Below are 19,292 nucleotides of genomic sequence, written 5' to 3' on the forward strand. Positions count from 1 at the left end.
TATCTATTATTTATTGGTCTAAGGATATGGGTGAAGTGCTTTACTAGAGGCTTTACCTTTACACCATTTTCCGTTTTGGTGTTTTCTTTTAAATTCACACATAGCATCCCAACGACCGCTAACACCACTGTATTGACGGCGGAATTCTTTGGCTGAGATTAACCATGAATCGGATGAAATCCCGAGTTCGCAAAGCAACTTAGGACGGTTTGAATCAATAAATCCTTTTTTGTCATGTCTAATTGCTCTGCCGGTCCAGTCAATAAGTTGTAGGTAGTCAGATAAATGGAATGGGATACCTGATTGGGTTGTTTGATGAGTTGAACCATCAAATTCAGCAAGGGGGGATAATGGAGTAGGTGTGATGGATTCTGCTTTATTATCTGCCTTTTTTAGCGTTTTTTCTTGAATATTCCGTTCTACATTTAGCTCGTCAATACGCTCTTGAACCGAAGTAAAGTCAGAGGTTTGTAGTGAGTCGGCAATACCAGCTCTAATAGGGTTTAAATCCACATACATCATACAGGCTAGTAGCGCTTGTTCATCAAGTAGGGCTTGTGACTTGAAGCGTCCCTCCCAAAAAGCACCTTTGCATTCATCTTCGAGATTGGCCTTACGTGCAATTTCTTCATTTAGGCATCGCATAAACCAAGAAATGCTTGATAAGCGTTCCTGCCATTTAGCAATAAGCCCATCAAGCAGTATCAGTTCCCCTTCAATGAGTCCTTCACCTTTCATGTATTTAGTGGCGACTTCATTACCGTGAAACAACTGTTGCCAGCGGCTAATCACATCTCGATGACTTAAAGACTGGGCTTTATTTAAGTCAATTTTAAGGACTAAATGGTAGTGATTATTCATCACTGCATAAGCACAAATATCAATACAGAATATGGCAGAAAGCGCTTTGACTTTATCGACAATCCAACCTCGTCTATGTTCAAAACTCTTACCCGTCAGTTTATCTTCGCCGCAGAGATAAGCTCTTCTGACGCAACGATTTATCACATGATAGAAGGGTGTTGTTTCTGCATCGATTAAGACCCGGCGAGCTGAAGTCATAGAAGTTACCCCATAGAAAACTAAAGCAAGAGAACTTAAAGCCTAGTAGGAGATAGATTAAAAGACAAAAGTTATGGCTGTCCTCTCTTTCTTGTTAGCTATTTGCTAATTTTGCTGCATCTTTCCATAAATAACTGGGCATAGGTTCATGTAATTCCCAGGTTATATTCATAGGTTGAGATCCACTAGTTTCGACTAAACTAACCCAACCTAAGTTCACAAATCCCATCGTATTTCCATTTTCGTCTTTATTGGATTCTCGTACCCATAACATGAGTCTTTTACCTATCTCTTTATGCTGAATATAGGTTAATCCTTTACCACTCTCTGGCTTTGATGAGTTTTGAGTTTGCCAATGGAAGTGCGTAGGGCTCATTGCATAATCATGATAGCGCGTAGTCGGTGAAAAATGCTGATCTGACTTTTGTAATGTGACAAATAAGAGCTCTACGTTGATATCTTTTAAGTTGAATACTCCTTCACGGCTAACAGCTTGTTTCTCGAAGGTTGAGCCACCTAATCCTGTAATAATTTGCTCTCGAGTATAACGAGCATTGAGCTGTAATGGGCAAGGGAAGTCTGTTTCAATCTTCTGAACCTGAGTGTCGTTAGTATCAAGTAAGTAGTTGATAACTTGTATTAACTCGCTTTGATATTCTGGATGAGCAAGTGCAGCTAAGCTTTCTGATAAAGAGTTAAAATTTAGTTTGCTGCCTGCACAGTTCCAAAAGTCATAGTGGCACATTAATGCCATTTTTTGCTCTATTGGATCGCCATTATCAACCCACATGAAGTTATTTATGGCTAGTGAGCGAATAAACTTTAGATAAGTTCGGGCATCACATTTCATTAAACTGTTGCTAATAGCTTTGTGGTAATTTTCAGCTATTGGGGTTTGGTTTACTTTTCCAATTAGTTTTAGATCGCTTAACAGACGAGTCCAACCTCCTCCTTTGTTAAGTTTATTCTTATAAATATCAAGTAGCTGAATATTAGAATTGAACGTTAAAAAATTACTCAACGTCAGTTTTTGAGTTGTATGGTACTGAAAGTTTTGAATATAAGATTTTAGTTTCTGCTGATTCAATATTGCTTTTTTAATATTGTTTAAGATGATCTCTTTGGTTTTTTTCTGTAGTTCAATATGACAACCAAGCGGAAGATGGGGAAAGCCATGTTCAATTTCTTTGCTTATGGAAGTATGAGTTTTTCCTATTAATGCTCTGAATTTTTGAGAGAAATCATATTCAGATCTAGCATTACCGACAAAATCCAACACAGTGACACATTCTTTACCATCGTTATGGCGTAAGCCACGTCCTAACTGCTGCAAGAATATTGTTAGGCTCTCTGTTGGACGTAAAAATAGAAGGGTATCTATTTCTGGGATATCGACGCCTTCGTTAAATATATCAACAACACAGAGGATATTTATATCTCCTTGCTGTAAAGCTTGTCTTACCGAATATCTTTCAGAAGCATTTTTACTTGTAAGTACAGCACTTGGAATATTTTTAAGAGAAAACTTTTCGGCCATATATCGAGCATGTTCTTGGTTGACACAAAAGGCTAAAGCCCGCATTTCTAATGGCTTTGCTATAAGTTCTTCAATATTTTTCAGTATTTTTTGTAGTCGTTGATCATTTTGGGTATAGAGTTTAGTTAATTCGCTTGGGTTATAACGACCGTTTTCCCATTTTACCTGTCTTAGATCGGTATTATCATCAATACCGAAATATTGAAAAGGACATAAATGTCTTAGATTTATAGCCTCAGGTAATCTGAGCTCAGCTGCTATTACTCCCCCAAAATCATCTAATATATTTTTACCATCATGACGCTCAGGTGTGGCGGTAAGCCCCAATAATATCCTTGGTGAAAAGTGATTGATGAATTTTCGGTAACTATCTGCTGATACATGATGGACTTCATCGATAACAATGAAATCATAGTAATCTGAACTGAGGTTTATATTGTCTAGTTGATTATTAAAACTTTGAATTGATGCAAAAAGTTGATTATATGAATCTGGTTTATGTTGTCCTACCCATAACTCACCAAAATTTGATTGTTTCAGTACCGCTCTAAAGCTTTCTATTGCTTGTACTAATATCTCTTCTCTGTGTGCAATAAACAGAATTTTTGCTGTAGGGTTTTTTAGATAGAAACGTTTAAAGTCAAAAGCTGATATCAGGGTTTTACCAGTACCTGTAGCGGCTACTATCAGGTTTCTATTTCTATCATGTATATTCCGCTCTGCATCTAATCTATCTAAAATTTCAATTTGATGTTGATGAGGAGTTAAATCGAAAAATAACGTATTCGAGTGTTCTTTATCACCACGACCAGCACTAAGCGAATGCTTTAGTTTACTACTCGCTTTTTCTGAACCATCAAACATTTCAAATTCAGGTTGCTGCCAGTATGTCCCGAATGTACTGAATGTTTTCTCAATGATATGTGGGATTTCTTGATTAGTTATCTTCAAGTTCCACTCTAAGCCATTGGTTAGAGCCGAACGAGATAGGTTTGATGAACCTATATAACCGGTATGAAACCCTGAATCTCGCATGAATAGGTAAGATTTAGCATGAAGACGTTCTTGATTATGGTTATAGCTTAATTTTACTTCGGTGTTAGGTAGCTGGGCTAGCCATTGAACGGCTTTTAGATCCGTAGCTCCCATATAAGATGTCGTAATAATTTGAAGTTTATGTTTGTTATTACTAGTAAAAGTTCGAAGCTCATCCATAAAAATTCTAAGACCAGTCCATTTGATGAATGAAACGATCCAACAGATTCTATTAGAAGATAGAATTTCACGCTTAATTTCACTTTCTAGTGAGATCCCTTGATTGCTACCGCAGAATAACTCGCTTTGTGTGAGACCTGTAAGAGGAGTTATTTTGTCTATATGTGCGGATAATTTAGCTGCAATCGGATCATGTTTATCAAAAATTGCGGTAAGTAGCTTTGCTGGCTGTGCTACTGCGAAATCGGATAAATCAAGGTTGTCGACTCTTTCCTGAAGCCAATAAATTAGCTCATTTGCTAATTCTATTTGGGCTAATGGAGAGTCTTTGGTACTTTTTGATTCAGATATAGCTAGATGAAAAACATGAACTAATGCACGAGTTAGCCAAAGCGTTTGCTCGGTTGTATCCATATTTCTTTCTGAAATAAAGAACTTATCTTTATCCAACTTATTATTGATAACTTTCGTTATAAGTTGCTCATAAATACCTGTTTGCATTATAAAACTCAAATACGTTTAGATTGAGTGGAACTATGCCAGGTAAGTCATTTTTTGCAAGTAACAAGTAATATCGAAGAGACACCCTTTTGCTTTCCCCATAAGTGTAGATGCGGCTGCGAGTTTCGGTTTCAGGGATGAAACCGTAAAGCGGCCAGGGATGGCTTCACAGCGTCTCGCAGAAGTACCTGCATATTCAGCGAACCGCAGGTTATAAACACCTATAAGGCAGTGAATTACAACAAACCTCCAAATATAGAAATACTAAACGGAATCAAGACACAAAATGTTATTTATCAGACTTGTTAACCGACAAGTGATCAAAGTTCTGGGCTGACTATCCCAATGAAAATGATCGTGAGAACACTACTTCCAGCCGCTACTCAATCGTTACTGCCACTAATCTAGGTTCATTGCATGAACCAGAGATCTATCATGATGAACATAGTTTTACTTTGTTTGAATCAGAAAGCTCCAAAGCCTTAACCCAATATCTCTCAGCACTCTCGACTATCTCTATTCAGGAAACCAGTTAAGCTCCTCTAATCTTTTCCTCTGTGAACTCAACAACATCCTTGTTTAATGGCTAGTTCGCCAATCCTTGGCTTTCGCTCATAAGATAATGGCTTCACCATATTCGCTGTAGCGAAGGTCAACAACGTCCTTGTTTAACTGCCAGTTCGCTATCCCTAGCTCTCGTTCATTTGCACGTAGCTTTGCTACATTCACCGTGGTGAGAATGCTCCTATTTGTGGATCAAGATAAAAGCTATTTACCACAGAGGGCCGGAGGACTTGGAGAGCAGCGAAATCGAAGAGGCAGTTTTGGTTTTCCCTCCAATCTTTACCTCTATGTTGACTCTTATCTTATTTTTCCACTCGAAACTTGCAGCGTAGCACCCTAGAAGTGAGCCTGTGAACGTTCTCGCAGGCAACGCTGCTCCTTTCTAATATAAAGATAAAAGCTATCTACCACGGAGAACACAGAGAACGCGGAGAGAAGCCAAATCGAAGAGGTTTATTGCTTTTATAAACAAGGTGTAGGTAGGCAAGAGGGTCTCGAAAACACGGATGTTTTCGCGAAGCGGCCATGGATGGCTTCACAGCGTCCCGAGAGCTTACCTACACATGAGCCTGCTGCAAGCAATAAATATCAATGAATCCATGGTTCCCAACTATCGACCAAGTACCAAAACCCAGATGGGAATGAGATGGTAAAACGATGATTAGCTTCATCGTTGAAGCTCACACGCCTCGTTGGAGGCGATTAACACCAATAAGGTTATGACTTTAAATTACCAACCAAGTACCAAAAATGAAGAGAATTATATAGTTAAAGCGATAAAATCGCTTCATCGGTGAAGCTAACAAGGTTTGATTACCTTAAACCCACCAGGTACCAAATAAGCCAAATGAAACCAAAAGCTAACTAAGAAAATATTTGATCAACTTGTTGTTCGACAAGTTGAAAGATTTTTTTGATAACAGCTGTCTTATTCATTGCTACTTAATCGAAGTAGTGTCTTTGGTATTAAATAAGATGAAAACAACAAATTTTGGTTATGTGTTTGGCGTACTCGGTGTCTCCTTGCTGTTGCTGTGGTTAGGCGTTTATAAGTTCACCCCTACTGAGGCGAAATTGATTGAGCCCTTAATTGTAAACCATCCTTTGTTAAGTTGGGTCTATCAGCTGTTCTCTGTGCAAACTGTTTCTAACCTTATTGGCTCGGTTGAAATTATTGTTGGCCTAGGTTTACTGCTGGGGTTTAAAAACGCGAAAGTCGGTTTGATATCAGGGTTAGCTGCAGTGGGTATTTTTGTGGTGACGCTCAGTTTTATACTGACAACACCAGATACGTGGAAAGTCTCAGATGGTGTACTTATCACTAGCTTCTTCTTACTTAAAGACTGGGTGTTTCTTGCAGTGGCAATCATGGTGGTTGAAACGAGCCGTGGCGCACTAAAGCGATAGCCCTCCATTTATCTAGGCTTATCTGTAAGGAATTATCATGCGTACAAATAGACTCTCTTTGCTTATTAAAACCTGTTTATTAACGGGGTTATCTGTGCTGACTTCTCCGGTTTTTGCCGCCGACATATCAATTTCTGAACTGGTTGATGCCGTTAATGGCACTCCTGATACTGCCAGTCGTGAGGCGGGTAAAAAAGTAAAATTACGTAATCATGCTAAAGGGTTTTGTACCTCAGGATCATTTATCCCTAATCCTAAATTGCAGCAATCTTTGGCTATTCCCTTTTTTGAGCAAGCGGAAATTCCTGTTACAGCGCGTTTCTCCCTTGGTGGTACTAATCCACACTCATCGGACAGAGGTGCTGGCCGCTTTATGTCTCTTAAGATTGATGGTGATAAAGAGAGCCTTAATTTTGTTACGACTAACTCCCCTGTCTTTTTTGCCAGTAATTTGGAGGAATTTTTTACCTTTCAAACTAAGGTGAAACAAGGGGCTGAAGGCAAGCAATGGCTTATGGATAATCAACCCAATGCTAGGGCTTTTTTCGATTACATCAAAACCTTGCCACCGAGTGTTAGTTTTGCCAATAGTCGCTACTTTGGGGTTAATAGCTTCCTGTTCACAGCTAATAATGGCGACATAATGCCTGGGCGTTGGAGTTTTGAGCCTGTTGATGGGGTGATTAATCTCAGCCAAACCCAGCTTGAGAAATTACCCACTGACTTTTTAAAAGCCGAGTTATTAACTCGCATTAAACAACAACCTGCCGCGTGGGATCTCTATATTCAACTGGCACTCCCTGGTGATGAGGTTAACGACCCAACCGTGTTGTGGCCTGATACTCGCCAACGTTTATTGGTCGGGCAAGTGCTAATTGACGGGAGCCGAGATAATGAAACCGCAACAATGCAGTGTGATAAGGGCATTTTTAACCCCGTGTTATTGCCCAAAGGCATCACTCCTTCAGCTGATCCCATCTTAAATGCCCGAACTCCGGCCTACATAGATTCATTTATCCGACGCCTATAGGCAAAAAGCTTATTCGCCTCACTTAGTGAGGCGAATAGCGCTGTTAATTGCCTCATCCCCAAAACACGCAATAGTAAATCCTGAATCGGTCATCAAAAATAGACTCTAGATCGAAGAGACTGATAAACAGGTGTAGATGCCGTTTCGACAATTAATCGACATTAACATTGCTAGGGTGGCGCTATTAACCACAATGGAGTCAAGATGTTGTTCAAAAAATCACTCATAGCCCTATCACTTATCCCACTTTTATCAGCTTGTAACAGTGACGATGATTCTACTGATCCTATTTCGCCGGTTCCAACTCAGCCTTTGCTTGAACTTGTGATGCCTGAAACTGGGGCTTCAATGGTGGAAGACTTTCCTTTGGCCATTTATGTTTCCTATCCAGAGGGCGAAAAGCCGGTAGAGGCCATAACCAGTATTGATGTGAACTGGCCTAAGGTTGATATCCACCAAGCCAGTACCGAGTATGGTTTTATTGATGGTGATTCAGCAGAGCTTTTTTACCATTCAAGAGTACAAGATTCTAATGATGCTATGAATGCGACAGATCTTGAGCGTCAGCAAGACAAGCTTTGGTTTGTAGCAAGTGACAATACTCTTAATCAATATGACCGAGCTGCCGATCAATCTACCGCATGGACGTTAGGTGATGATGCGGTATTTACCGAACTGGCTATTGATGAAGAGGGCAATGAACATATTTGGCTCTATAACCTAGCAGCGCATCAGTTAACTCATTTCAATTCAGTGACGGGGCAATCAACAAGTTACTCGCTTACCAACGACATTGCGGTCAATGGTATTGCTATCAGCGAAGATAATTTTTTACTGTTAGCTGAAGCCGATGGTCAGGCCATGGTGATGCATTATCTCGTTGATGGAAATACGTTAACTCACACCAACTCTTGGTATCTAGAAGGTTTTGGAGCAAGTGAGTTTAACGACATAGGGTTAATGCCTGATGGTCGTATTGCGGTTTCAACCACTGATGCGAAAGAGAATATCTTCTTAGTGATGGATAAAAGTGAGTTAATTGGTGCTGGACCCATTGAAGATACGGGTGAGTTAGCCTTAGCCAAGCAGTACCCGTTATCAGCTGAAATAGTACAACCATCAGGCATTTGGTCAATGCATGACGATAGTTGGATGATTATCACTGATCAGGCTGAAATGTTTACCCTTGATAGTGAATTCAACACACAAGCACGGGTTAAAATCGAATTTGATAGCATCAACTGTAACCAAGGTTGCACAGAAGCGATTGTGGGTGGTGTTGATGAGTTTTTTGCACTGACCGACAACGGCTTAGTGGGGCAATTTAATCAAGATAATGGCAGTTATCAATTAACCCAAGAACATCAAATTACTGTCAGCAATGATGAGGGTGAGAGTTATCGTTATTCTGGTTTAGGAAAAAATGAAGCCTCTGGTGAGTACTTTTTAGTGCCTGACCAAGGTGGTGAAGATGATAAAGATGTATTAATCATCTTGAACAGCGACTTCACTCTAAAAGAGAAGCATGTCATTACTTTTCCTGATGAAGTCGACGGCAGTATTTTTGAATACGATGCTCAAGGTGTGCAATATGACGCAGGCTACGTCTATGTTCTATCGGAAAAATACACCAAGGTCATCAAGATCAATTTAACCGGTGAAATCATCGCCGTGTTCGACCTAGATAATGCTGACGTCTCTGATCCTAGTGACTTAGCAATCAGAGATGGCCAAATCTATATCTTAGGCGATCATGAAAATGAAGAGCCAGTTCCTCCTGTCTCAGTATTTGATATTGAACTTCACTAGTCATCAATCTATTCGCCTCACCAAGTGAGGCGAATAGCACCATTAATTGCCTCATCTCCACAACTCGCAATAGTAAATCCTAAACCGGTCATCAAAAACAGACTCTAGATCGAAGAGATACCAGTGGCTTTATCCCCAATCTTTACCTCCGTGCACCAACAACATCCTTGTTTAAGAGCCAGTTCGGCTCCTGCCTCTCGCTCACTAGCTTATGGCTACGCCATATTCGCCGTGTAGCGAAGCGTCTCCGTGGTGAGAATGCTTTTTGTTTTTCTAAAGACTACGCATAAAAAGACAATTACAAGCTATGGTTCCCAATAATCAAAACATCGAAATCAAACCAAAACCTAACCAGAAAAGTTCTTTCAACCTTGTGAACTCACAAGGGAGCGATATACTGCTAAACAACAACATTTAAACGCCAATCCTATGCCCACTCAGAAAATAGATACCAACCCATTAGATAATCCACCGGTCGACCCAACATCTAACCACAAAAAGATGACTAAGGCCTTCATCATAGGCCTCCCCCGATCTGGTACAACAAGCGTTAGCGTGGCACTGCTTGAGCTGGGTTTTAAGGTGGCACATCAAGCATTCACTAAACAGGCGTTTGAGTTGGCAGATGTGGTGTCTGATGCACCTTGTTTCAGTGATTACAAACAGTTAGCCAACTTGTATCCAGAGGCTAAATTTGTCTACCTTGATCGCGATATTGAGTCATGGGTGTTGTCGATGCAGATGTTGTTGAGTCGAATGTTGCCCCATTTGGACATGAAAACCGGGCGGTTTCATCCTATCTTAAAACGCAGCTTTAACCACTGCTTTGGGGTGGGTGAGGTGAGTGATCCTATGGGTACGGATCACCTGATTAGTTGTTATCAGACTCATAAAAAAGCAGTGTTTGATTTTTTCTGTCCAGAGGGCATATCACAACATCATTTCATGAGTATTGATATCAGTGAAACAGGAAGTTTATCTAAGTTAATTAGATTCTTAGAGGTAGATAGTGAGGCTGATTCTGGTCACTCAAATCAGGGCCTTTGTCATCTAAACTTTCCTCACTTGAATAAGGGCAGAAATGTTGCGAGTTGGGATGAGTATAAACACCCTAATAAGATCAATGCCAATGTCGCTGGCCCGGAAAAGCGTAAGTTTTTCGATTATAAATTAGTCTAGGTTTACTCTAGTTATACTTAGATTCAACTTTAATTAATTATAGTTACAACTAAGCTCTTTGTTTCTTCTGTTCTCTTTGCCCGTTAGACTTGCCTGAGCGATCACACCTTATTCTAATTGGTATTATGTCACCTAAAAACCTCAGTTCAGCTTCTGTTATGACTTCATTGCCCATTGATGCGCTCTATGATGAGTTTGTATTAGCGATAAAAGACAATCACTTAGTGGTTGAGTCTGATACTGGATCGGGTAAATCTACCCGCTTGCCGCTTTGGTGTGCTGAGGCGGGTGAAAGTGGCAAGGGTAAGCGAGTGCTGGTTGTTGAACCCCGACGAGTGGCGTGTTTGGCTTTGGCGGGGTTCGTTGGTGCCCAAACAGACCTTGACGTCGGTTATGCTATACGTTTTGATTCGACGGTCACCGATGAAACCCAGATCGCGTTTGTGACTCCTGGTATTGCTCTGCGCTGGCTCTCTATGGGGAAAGGGCAAGATGCACAAGCCGATGAGAAAGCGGGATTAGCCTGTTTTGATACTGTGATCATCGATGAGTTCCACGAACGCCGATGGGATACTGATTTGTTATTGGCCATGCTCAAGGCTAAAGCGGCACAGCAGGATAACTTCAGATTAATATTGACCTCTGCGACCATTGATGGGGAAAGATTAACCGCTTATCTAGGCAAAGATTCTGGTGTTGGTGCCCGACGATTACAAGCACAAGGAAGAAGGTTCCACGTGGAACTTAGGTATGAGGCGGCGGAAAGTCATCATCTTCCCGATGTTCGTGGCGTGGAACAGAGAGTAAAAAAGACGGTGTTTGGGCTGTTGGCTGAGACGAAAGGTGATGTTTTGGTTTTCCTCCCGGGAAAACGTGAAATTCAATCCTGTTTACAGGCATGCGAAGGGGTGGTGACTCAAATAGCGGCTTCTGGTGAGATAATTGAGTTACTGGTGCTGCATGGCGGTATTTCTGCCTCTGAACAAAAAGCGATACTTGGTCTGTCAAAGAGGCAAAGGGTGATTTTTGCCACCAATATTGCAGAGACTTCACTGACAATCCCTGGTGTGACGGCTGTGGTGGATTCGGGATTAGAGCGACGAACTCATCAAAGGAATGGTCGCACGGTATTGTCACTAGCACGTATCTCTAAAGCCAGCAGTGATCAACGTATGGGGCGTGCTGGTCGTACTCAGGCTGGAATATGTGTGCGTTTATGGGGGATGGGGGCGCCACTAGAGATGGTTACGCCACCTGAATTACAGCGTGAAGAGTTGGTGGAACCTATGTTAGCCGCGGCTGCTAATGGTTTCTGTTTAAAAGCGTTAAACTTTGTCGATATCATTCCCGCTAAAGCCTTAGAGATAGCTGACACTAAGTTGAGCGCCATGGGGGCGATTGATGGCCAAGGTAAAATAACTCCCCACGGTTATAAGTTACTGCCTCTACCAATCGATACCCAATTTTCTCACTTGATCAGCGCGATGCCCAATGATGAGTGTCGGGGATTGATGGTGGATCTCGCGGCGGGGTTAAGTGTTTCTCAGCGTCTATTTGTGATGCCTAGCTCTGAGTCTGATCTTAAAGCTCTCAATGAATGGGAGCCGCTAGACTGTGACGCTTTTCTCCTGATTAAATTAATTCGTGAAAAACCCCCTGAGTGTATACAGATTAATCATGAGGCGCGAAAAGAGGCACGTCTTTTATCCAGTCAGATACGTTCATCCCTTGATTTACCTCCGTTGAATAAAGCTCTTAATTTGTTAGGTGGGACTCATTTACGACAGGCCTGGTTACTTGAGGTGATAAAGGCGCTGCCTGAGTTGGCATTTATCCGTCGTGAGAAACGTATCACTGCTTTGGGCAATGGCTACAGTGAAGTGCAGATTGGGCGTGATAGCCGTTTTTGTTGTGAACTTAAAGATAGTCAGGGCAAGGAGAGTGCTGTTGTTGCTGTGGTGTTCGATCAGCATTCGATAGCAGGTAAGGGCAGTAAACAGACATTGAATTTGGCGAGTTGTATGGCGCCTATTTCGCTGAATACATTGCTGGAAGCGGGCTTAGGTGAAGAGCGGTTAACTGAGAAGCGTGAGCAGGGGAAAAATCATCGGGTACTGGTGGAGACCGTTTATGCCGGTAGGGTGATAGGCACTCATCTAAAAGAGGTTGAGGGTGAACAAGCAATTGAAGCTATTGTTCGCAGCATCTCTGTTGGGCGGACATTTATGGGGATTGCTGTCCGGATTAATAATGATATTTCAGCCTGGAATATCTGGGTAGCCTTGGGTCTGTCAGAGTGCGATAGGCCTGCTTTAGAGTTCATTTCGTATTTGAGTGACAAGTTATCGGAACTTGGGGTTGAAAGTTTTGATGATCTTGCGCTTATTGAGGCTGAGGATCTGTTATTTGAGGGGATCCCCGATTGGCAGCGTGAGGAGTTTGACGCCATGTATCCGACTAAGTTGGCGTTGGCGCAATTAAATCTGACTGTGGAGTATCAGCCGAAGCGCAAGTTAGTGACCTTGGTGTATGCCGATGGATTGAGAAAAATCGGACCGAAACGCTGGGAGTTGCCTCGTTGGCTGGACTGGAAAATTCAATATCGTAAAGCGAGTCGTGTTGTAGACGTAAAATGAGCCGTTTTTTAATTTTTATAAACCCCAATAGAGACTGCCATTTTAAAAAGCAGGAAAAAAATATAATTTAACTTTTATTTCTGTGTTGATTCATTGGTAATTTGATGTTGTTTACACGGAAAAGTAGAGGTTTCTGTTAAGTCTGTAATGATCTCTTGTGGATAAAACGATCTTTTACCGTGCAGATAACTAATTTAATTATTTTTTTGCGTATAACTTATCTACAGCTTAAAATTTATTTTGATTTTTATCTGAAAAAACCAAAAACTGATCTCAATAAAAATCATTATAAAACATCACTTTATAAAAGGATCTAAACAGGCGTTAAGATCTTAAGTTGTCTTTGTCTTGCTTGTTGATATCTCTGTTGATTATTTTGATCCGGATCTGTGGATTTTGTGTCTTATCGGTGTCATAGAGATCTTTTTTTGATCTCCGATTTACAAAATAACAGGGTGAGAGGATTGATGTTTCCGATCTGTATGGCTTTCGATTGAGACCACTGGTGAGTAATCTATTGATCATTAATTAAAATCTGTTTTTAGGTGGGGAAATTTGTTGCAAGGAAGCTAGGTTAGAGCTGATAAAGATATTGTTAGGATTAAACTCATTCCGGCTGAAACAGCCGGAATAGTCAGGATTTGTTATTTTCCGATACAGAAGCTGCTGAAGATCTTGCCCAATAGATCGTCTGATGTGAATTTACCTGTAATTTCCGATAATGCCATCTGGGCCATTCTGAGCTCTTCTGCGAGCAGTTCACCCGCTAAATAGACTTCAAGTTGCTCTTTACCGATCAGAAGATGGCTGCTAGCAAGCTCTAAGGCCTCTAAATGGCGACGTCGTGCGATAAAGCCACCTTCCATATTACTCTGGTAACCCATGAGCGATTTTAGGTGCTGTTGCAGCGCCTCGACGCCTAAGCCTGTTTTGGCTGAGATACGAAATACACTATGACCATGATCTTCAGTGAGCGCTAATGCTTCACCTGTGATATCAGCTTTATTACGCACCACTGTCACGCCTAGGCTTTTAGGTAGGCGGTCGATAAAGTCTGGCCAAATTTCACGGGGGTCAACGGCATTGGTCGTGGTGCCATCAACCATAAAGAGTACTTGGTCGGCGGTTTCTATCTCGGCCCAGGCACGTTCAATACCGATCATCTCGACGGTATCTGTAGTGTCACGTAGACCTGCGGTGTCAATAATGTGCAGTGGCATCCCATCTAAGTGGATATGTTCACGCAGTACATCACGGGTGGTACCGGCTATTTCTGTCACAATCGCTGATTCTTTACCGGCTAATGCGTTAAGTAAACTGGATTTACCTGCATTAGGACGACCAGCAATCACCACTTTCATCCCTTCACGAATGATGGCACCTTGTTTCGCGCTGGCGTTGACACTGTCGAGCTTGGTGATAATGCGATTAAGTGAGCCTGCAATTTTACCATCGGATAAAAAGTCGACCTCTTCGTCAGGAAAGTCGATAGCGGCTTCTACGTAGAGACGCAGATTAGTGACTTGCTCTACGAGTTCATGTATCTGTACCGAGAACTCACCTTGTAGCGAATTTAAGGCGCTTTTCGCCGCTTGTTCGCTGGTGGCATCAATAAGATCGGCAATCGCTTCTGCTTGGGTGAGGTCCATCTTGTCGTTCATAAAGGCTTGTTCGCTGAACTCACCAGGTTTAGCAATACGCAGACCTTCGACTTCCATCACTCGCTTAATAAGCATATCGAGAACTATCTGGCCGCCGTGTCCCTGAAGTTCTAGGACATCTTCCCCTGTAAAGGAGTTAGGGCCTTGGAAATAGAGTGCGATACCTTGATCAATCACTCCATCATTGGCGTCTTTAAAATCACAGTAATCGGCATAACGTGTCTTTGGAAGGTGACCAAGCACCGCCATCGCGACATCGCTGGCCTTGTCACCAGAGATACGAATGATACCTACACCGCCACGCCCTGGAGCGGTTGCTTGTGCCACGATAGTATCTGTTGTCATTACTGTGATTCCTACTTTGTATAATGGAAAGCTAATTCAAAAAGACTGAGTCTTATATAAAACAAAAAAGCGGCTAATACTAAGTATTAACCGCTTTTTCTTAGTTGGAGTGAAGGGCTATTTTAAGCCTTTCTTTTCCAAACCAGCGTAGATAATCTTCTGCTGCGTAATCGCAACTAAGTTACCGACTAACCAGTAAAGTACTAGGCCAGCTGGGAACCACAAGAAGAATACGGTAAATACCACTGGCATCCACTGCATCATCTTCTGCTGCATTGGATCCATTGTTGGTGCCATTGGCTGCATCTTCTGCATAACAAACATTGAGATACCCATCAAGATTGGCATTACATAGTAAGGATCTTGTACCGACAGATCGGTGATCCAAAGCATGAATGGTGCATGACGTAACTCAACACTTTCTAGCAGTACCCAGTATAGGGCGATGAAGATTGGCATCTGTAGCAAGATTGGAAGACAGCCACCCATTGGGTTCACTTTCTCTTTCTTGTACAGTTCCATCATGGCCTGACCCATCTTCTGACGGTCATCACCAAAGCGTTCTTTCATCTCAGCAAGCTTAGGCTGTAGATTACGCATCTTAGCCATAGAAGTGTACTGAGCTTTAGTTAGCGGATATAACAAACCACGCACTGTTAGGGTGATTAGAATAATCGCTGCACCCCAGTTACCTACGATTGATTGGAAGAACATCAATAACTTGTAGATGGGCACTGCTAACCACCAAAGGAAACCATAGTCTACTACTAGGTTAAGCGTTGGAGAGATAGCTGATAGTGCGGCTTGATCTTTAGGGCCAACGTAAAACTGAGAAGTGATCTCTTGTGTTGTACCTGGCGCAATATCGTAGATAGCGCCACGGAAACCGATGTTTGCTTGGCCGCCTGCGCTGATGCTAGAGAAAATGGTGTTTTGATCGTCTGCTGGTGGTACCCAAGCAGAAACAAAATAGTGTTGTAGCATTGCTGCCCAACCACCTAATGTTTTATCGTCCAGATTCTTATCAGCCATGTCATCGAAGCTGTACTTCTCGTAGCGAATATCTGAAGTAGAGAAAGCGGCGCCACGATAAGTCGGCATCATCATGCTGCTTTCACTTGCTTTGATGCTGTGTTTAATCTGACCGTACATCTGAACTTGTAACTTCTTGTCAGAGGTGTTGTCGATGACATAATCAACATTGATGTCGAACTTGCCACGATGGAAGATAAACAGTTTTGTGTACTGAACACCATCTGCAGCAACATAAGTCAGAGGCACTTCTAATGTGTCTTGACCGGCTGCTAAAGTGTATTCACGTGAAGTGCTGTCGAAATGAGCACGACCTTTCACGCTGCTGTCGATACCGTTGCGACCGATAAGACCACTTTGAGCAATATAGTTAATATCTTTAGTTTGCTCTAGTAGAACGAATGGTTCGTTATTATCAAGTTCAAGTTTATGTTCAACCAAAGCTGAATAAACGATATCACCACCGATAGGGTTAATCTTAACGATTAACTGATCAGTGCTTACTGTGATGAGTTCTTTCGATGCAACGACGGCAGCAGGAAGTGCTGAGTCTGCATCAGGAACGTCAGAGCTGTGAGAATCTGAAGCTGACGAAGCGGCGACAACCGATGAAGACTGAGTCGCTACTGGTTGTGGGGCTTGATCTGTCTGCCACTGTTGCCAAAGCAAAAAGCTGACAAAAAGCAGACCGATAAGCAATATATTGCGTTGAGATTCCATAGCCTATTTATTACACCTGTGTTTTTTTTGGGGGACGGGATCGATTCCGCCCGGATGCAAAGGGTGACATTTTAGTATGCGTCGTGCTGCAAGCCAACAACCTTTTGCAGATCCATGCAAACGAATTGCTTCAATTGCATATGTGGAACAAGTTGGATGAAAACGGCACTTATTAGCCCCTAAAAAGGGGCTGATGAAGATTTGGTAGCCACGAATTAACGTGGTTGTTAGCCATTGTAACGGCGATTGAGTTTTCGCCATAGCTTTTCTACCAATTTATGGAGCTCTGCATTTTCCATCTCCACGACGCCATTTCTGACCAGTACCACAATATCGATTGGAGGAAGTTCGTGCTGATTCAGACGAAAGTTATCTCTGATGATACGTTTGATTCTGTTTCGCTGATGGGCTTTCTTTACAAAACGCTTAGCAACAGTGAGTCCAATACGTGGATGTTGTTCGGAGTTTGGAATAGCAAGTAAAGTTATTTCTGCGGAAGAAGCTTTGATAGGTTTAGAGAATACAGATTTAAATTGCGCGGGAGTTAACAAACGTAACTCCCGCGTAAATGTGTAGCTAATAGTCACCTGATTTTCTACTTAAAATTAAGCAGAAAGGCGAGCACGACCTTTGGCACGGCGACGAGCCAGTACCTTACGGCCGCCTACTGTAGCCATACGTGCGCGGAAGCCGTGAGAACGCTTGCGCTTTAGGGTGCTTGGTTGAAAAGTACGTTTACTCATTTTGGCAATCCGTCTTTGAAAGTTAACAATCCTTACACCCAAAATTATAATTTGAGGTAAGGGCAAAAAAGAGGCCGAATTGTAATCACTTTAAGTTTGCCCGTCAACAAGCAAAAGCATCAAGTGTTAAAAATATCGACAATTAATTTATTAGCCAGTTATTCAAAGCCACCACGGAATGTGGATAACTCTGTGCATGGACACTACATCTTGTGGATCTAGTGATCATTTCGCTGATCTAAGAATGCTAATTATAGATCGATCTGGATCGCTTAATAAAGCTGGATTTGCAGGTTTTTAAAATATAGTGGGATCGCGATCGATCCTTTAGATCGCTCATCAATAGAAAAGATGATCTATCTGGGGATAAAACTATTTTAAGGATAGCGATCATAGTGATCTCACTATAGAATACCTCTCTTTGAGTGATCTTTTGGGGATAAGTACGTGGCGGTTTCACTTTGGCAGCAATGCATCGGGCGACTACAAGATGAGCTTTCGGCTCAACAGTTCAGTATGTGGATCAGACCCCTGCAAGCAGAAATGGATGGAGACACACTAGTTCTCTATGCGCCAAATCGCTTTGTACTCGATTGGGTTAGAGATAAGTACATTAATATCATTAACCAGTTCTTTACTGAACAGATGGGCAGCGACGCACCTAAGTTGCGCTTTGATATCGGTAGCAGACCTTCTGCACCTAAACCTGTTCAGGCTACTGCGGGCATCGTAAAGCCTAAACAGACTGTCAGCCCTCAAAAGCGTCCGACCTCTTTTAATGTTAACTCTCCTGAGCCTGCTTCGACGGCGAATCACAGAAGTAACATTAATCCGACTTATCAATTTGAAAACTTCGTTGAAGGTAAGTCAAACCAATTGGGTAAAGCGGCTGCGATGCAAGTGGCTGAAAACCCAGGTGGTGCTTATAATCCACTGTTTTTATATGGCGGTACAGGTTTGGGTAAAACTCACCTGTTGCATGCTGTGGGTAATGGCATTATCAAGAATAATCCCAATGCTAAAGTCGTGTATATGCACTCAGAGAGATTTGTGCAGGACATGGTAAAAGCATTGCAAAACAATGCGATAGAAGAGTTTAAACGTTACTATCGTAGTGTTGACGCCTTGTTTATCGATGATATTCAATTTTTCGCAAACAAAGACAGATCCCAAGAAGAGTTCTTTCATACCTTCAATGCGTTATTGGAAGGTAATCATCAGATCATCTTAACCTCTGATAAATATCCAAAAGAGATCGACGGTGTTGAAGATCGTTTGAAATCTCGTTTTGGTTGGGGCCTCACGGTTGCCATTGAACCGCCTGAATTAGAAACTCGTGTGGCGATCTTGATGCGTAAAGCACAAGAGAGTGGCATTAATCTTCCTGATGAAGTGGCATTTTTCATTGCTAAGCGTTTGCGTTCGAATGTGCGTGAGCTTGAAGGCGCGTTGAACCGTGTTATTGCAAATGCAAACTTCACCGGTCGACCTATTACGATTGATTTTGTGCGAGAAGCTCTTAGAGATCTCTTGGCTCTGCAGGAAAAATTAGTCACTATAGACAATATTCAGAAAACCGTAGCTGAGTACTATAAGATCAAGATGGCAGACATGCTGTCTAAGCGTCGTTCACGCAGTGTTGCTAGACCACGTCAGGTGGCAATGGCACTGTCTAAAGAACTGACAAATCATAGTTTACCCGAAATCGGGGATGCTTTTGGTGGTCGTGATCATACAACTGTTTTGCATGCTTGTCGTAAAATTGCACAGTTGCGTGAAGAAAGTCATGACATCAAAGAAGATTATGCTAACTTGATCCGTACGTTATCCTCTTAAATCTGGGAAATTGGC

The 19,292-nt window shown here is 42.0% G+C and carries 13 protein-coding genes; 6 read left to right on the top strand and 7 right to left on the bottom strand.

What is annotated here, in order from left to right; translation table 11 throughout:
• Nucleotides 1-18: 18 nt before the first annotated feature.
• Nucleotides 19-1,062 (bottom strand): transposase, encoded by a 1,044-nt coding sequence (locus FN961_RS16940; protein ID WP_144041367.1) that lies wholly within the window; start codon nucleotides 1,060-1,062, stop codon nucleotides 19-21.
• Nucleotides 1,063-1,156: 94 nt separating this feature from the next.
• The gene (locus FN961_RS16945; protein ID WP_373293428.1) at nucleotides 1,157-4,315 is read right to left on the bottom strand and encodes a DUF3427 domain-containing protein; all 3,159 of its coding nucleotides are present in this window, start codon (nucleotides 4,313-4,315) and stop codon (nucleotides 1,157-1,159) included.
• 1,539 nt (nucleotides 4,316-5,854) lie between these two features.
• On the opposite strand from FN961_RS16945, the gene FN961_RS16955 reads away from it, so the two are divergent.
• The 5 genes from FN961_RS16955 (at nucleotide 5,855) to FN961_RS16975 (ending at nucleotide 12,940) form a co-directional block, all read left to right on the top strand.
• Nucleotides 5,855-6,286, top strand: coding sequence for a DUF417 family protein (locus FN961_RS16955; RefSeq protein WP_144041368.1), 432 nt, complete (start codon nucleotides 5,855-5,857; stop codon nucleotides 6,284-6,286).
• A 37-nt stretch (nucleotides 6,287-6,323) separates the two neighbouring features.
• On the top strand, nucleotides 6,324-7,316 hold the full coding sequence (locus FN961_RS16960) for a catalase family peroxidase (RefSeq protein WP_144041369.1): 993 nt from the start codon (nucleotides 6,324-6,326) through the stop codon (nucleotides 7,314-7,316).
• Nucleotides 7,317-7,520: 204 nt separating this feature from the next.
• The gene (locus tag FN961_RS16965; RefSeq protein ID WP_144041370.1) at nucleotides 7,521-9,125 is read left to right on the top strand and encodes an NHL repeat-containing protein; all 1,605 of its coding nucleotides are present in this window, start codon (nucleotides 7,521-7,523) and stop codon (nucleotides 9,123-9,125) included.
• Between the two features lie 429 nt (nucleotides 9,126-9,554).
• The gene (locus tag FN961_RS16970; protein ID WP_144041371.1) at nucleotides 9,555-10,304 is read left to right on the top strand and encodes a sulfotransferase family protein; all 750 of its coding nucleotides are present in this window, start codon (nucleotides 9,555-9,557) and stop codon (nucleotides 10,302-10,304) included.
• Between the two features lie 125 nt (nucleotides 10,305-10,429).
• Nucleotides 10,430-12,940 (top strand): helicase-related protein, encoded by a 2,511-nt coding sequence (locus FN961_RS16975; RefSeq protein WP_144041372.1) that lies wholly within the window; start codon nucleotides 10,430-10,432, stop codon nucleotides 12,938-12,940.
• Between the two features lie 644 nt (nucleotides 12,941-13,584).
• Here FN961_RS16975 and mnmE read toward each other — a convergent pair.
• The 5 genes from mnmE to rpmH all read right to left on the bottom strand — a co-directional run bounded on the left by mnmE (nucleotide 13,585) and on the right by rpmH (nucleotide 17,441).
• Complete coding sequence (mnmE, locus tag FN961_RS16980; RefSeq protein ID WP_144041373.1) at nucleotides 13,585-14,946, bottom strand: tRNA uridine-5-carboxymethylaminomethyl(34) synthesis GTPase MnmE; 1,362 nt, start codon at nucleotides 14,944-14,946, stop codon at nucleotides 13,585-13,587.
• Nucleotides 14,947-15,063: 117 nt separating this feature from the next.
• Nucleotides 15,064-16,698, bottom strand: a complete 1,635-nt coding sequence (gene yidC / locus FN961_RS16985; RefSeq protein WP_144041374.1) for a membrane protein insertase YidC — start codon at nucleotides 16,696-16,698, stop codon at nucleotides 15,064-15,066.
• 3 nt (nucleotides 16,699-16,701) lie between these two features.
• Nucleotides 16,702-16,959 (bottom strand): membrane protein insertion efficiency factor YidD, encoded by a 258-nt coding sequence (gene yidD / locus FN961_RS16990; RefSeq protein ID WP_144041375.1) that lies wholly within the window; start codon nucleotides 16,957-16,959, stop codon nucleotides 16,702-16,704.
• Complete coding sequence (rnpA, locus tag FN961_RS16995) at nucleotides 16,926-17,279, bottom strand: ribonuclease P protein component (protein WP_144041419.1); 354 nt, start codon at nucleotides 17,277-17,279, stop codon at nucleotides 16,926-16,928. Before rnpA ends, yidD begins: the two co-directional genes overlap by 34 nt.
• Before the next feature lie 24 nt (nucleotides 17,280-17,303).
• A complete protein-coding gene (rpmH, locus tag FN961_RS17000) occupies nucleotides 17,304-17,441 on the bottom strand; it encodes a 50S ribosomal protein L34 (RefSeq protein WP_126507838.1) in 138 nt (45 codons plus the stop codon).
• Nucleotides 17,442-17,888: 447 nt separating this feature from the next.
• On the opposite strand from rpmH, the gene dnaA reads away from it, so the two are divergent.
• Nucleotides 17,889-19,277, top strand: a complete 1,389-nt coding sequence (gene dnaA, locus FN961_RS17005) for a chromosomal replication initiator protein DnaA (RefSeq protein ID WP_144041376.1) — start codon at nucleotides 17,889-17,891, stop codon at nucleotides 19,275-19,277.
• The last annotated feature ends 15 nt before the right edge of the window (nucleotides 19,278-19,292 follow it).

Source organism: Shewanella hanedai (genome assembly GCF_007197645.1).
Taxonomy (GTDB): Bacteria; Pseudomonadota; Gammaproteobacteria; order Enterobacterales; family Shewanellaceae; genus Shewanella; species Shewanella hanedai.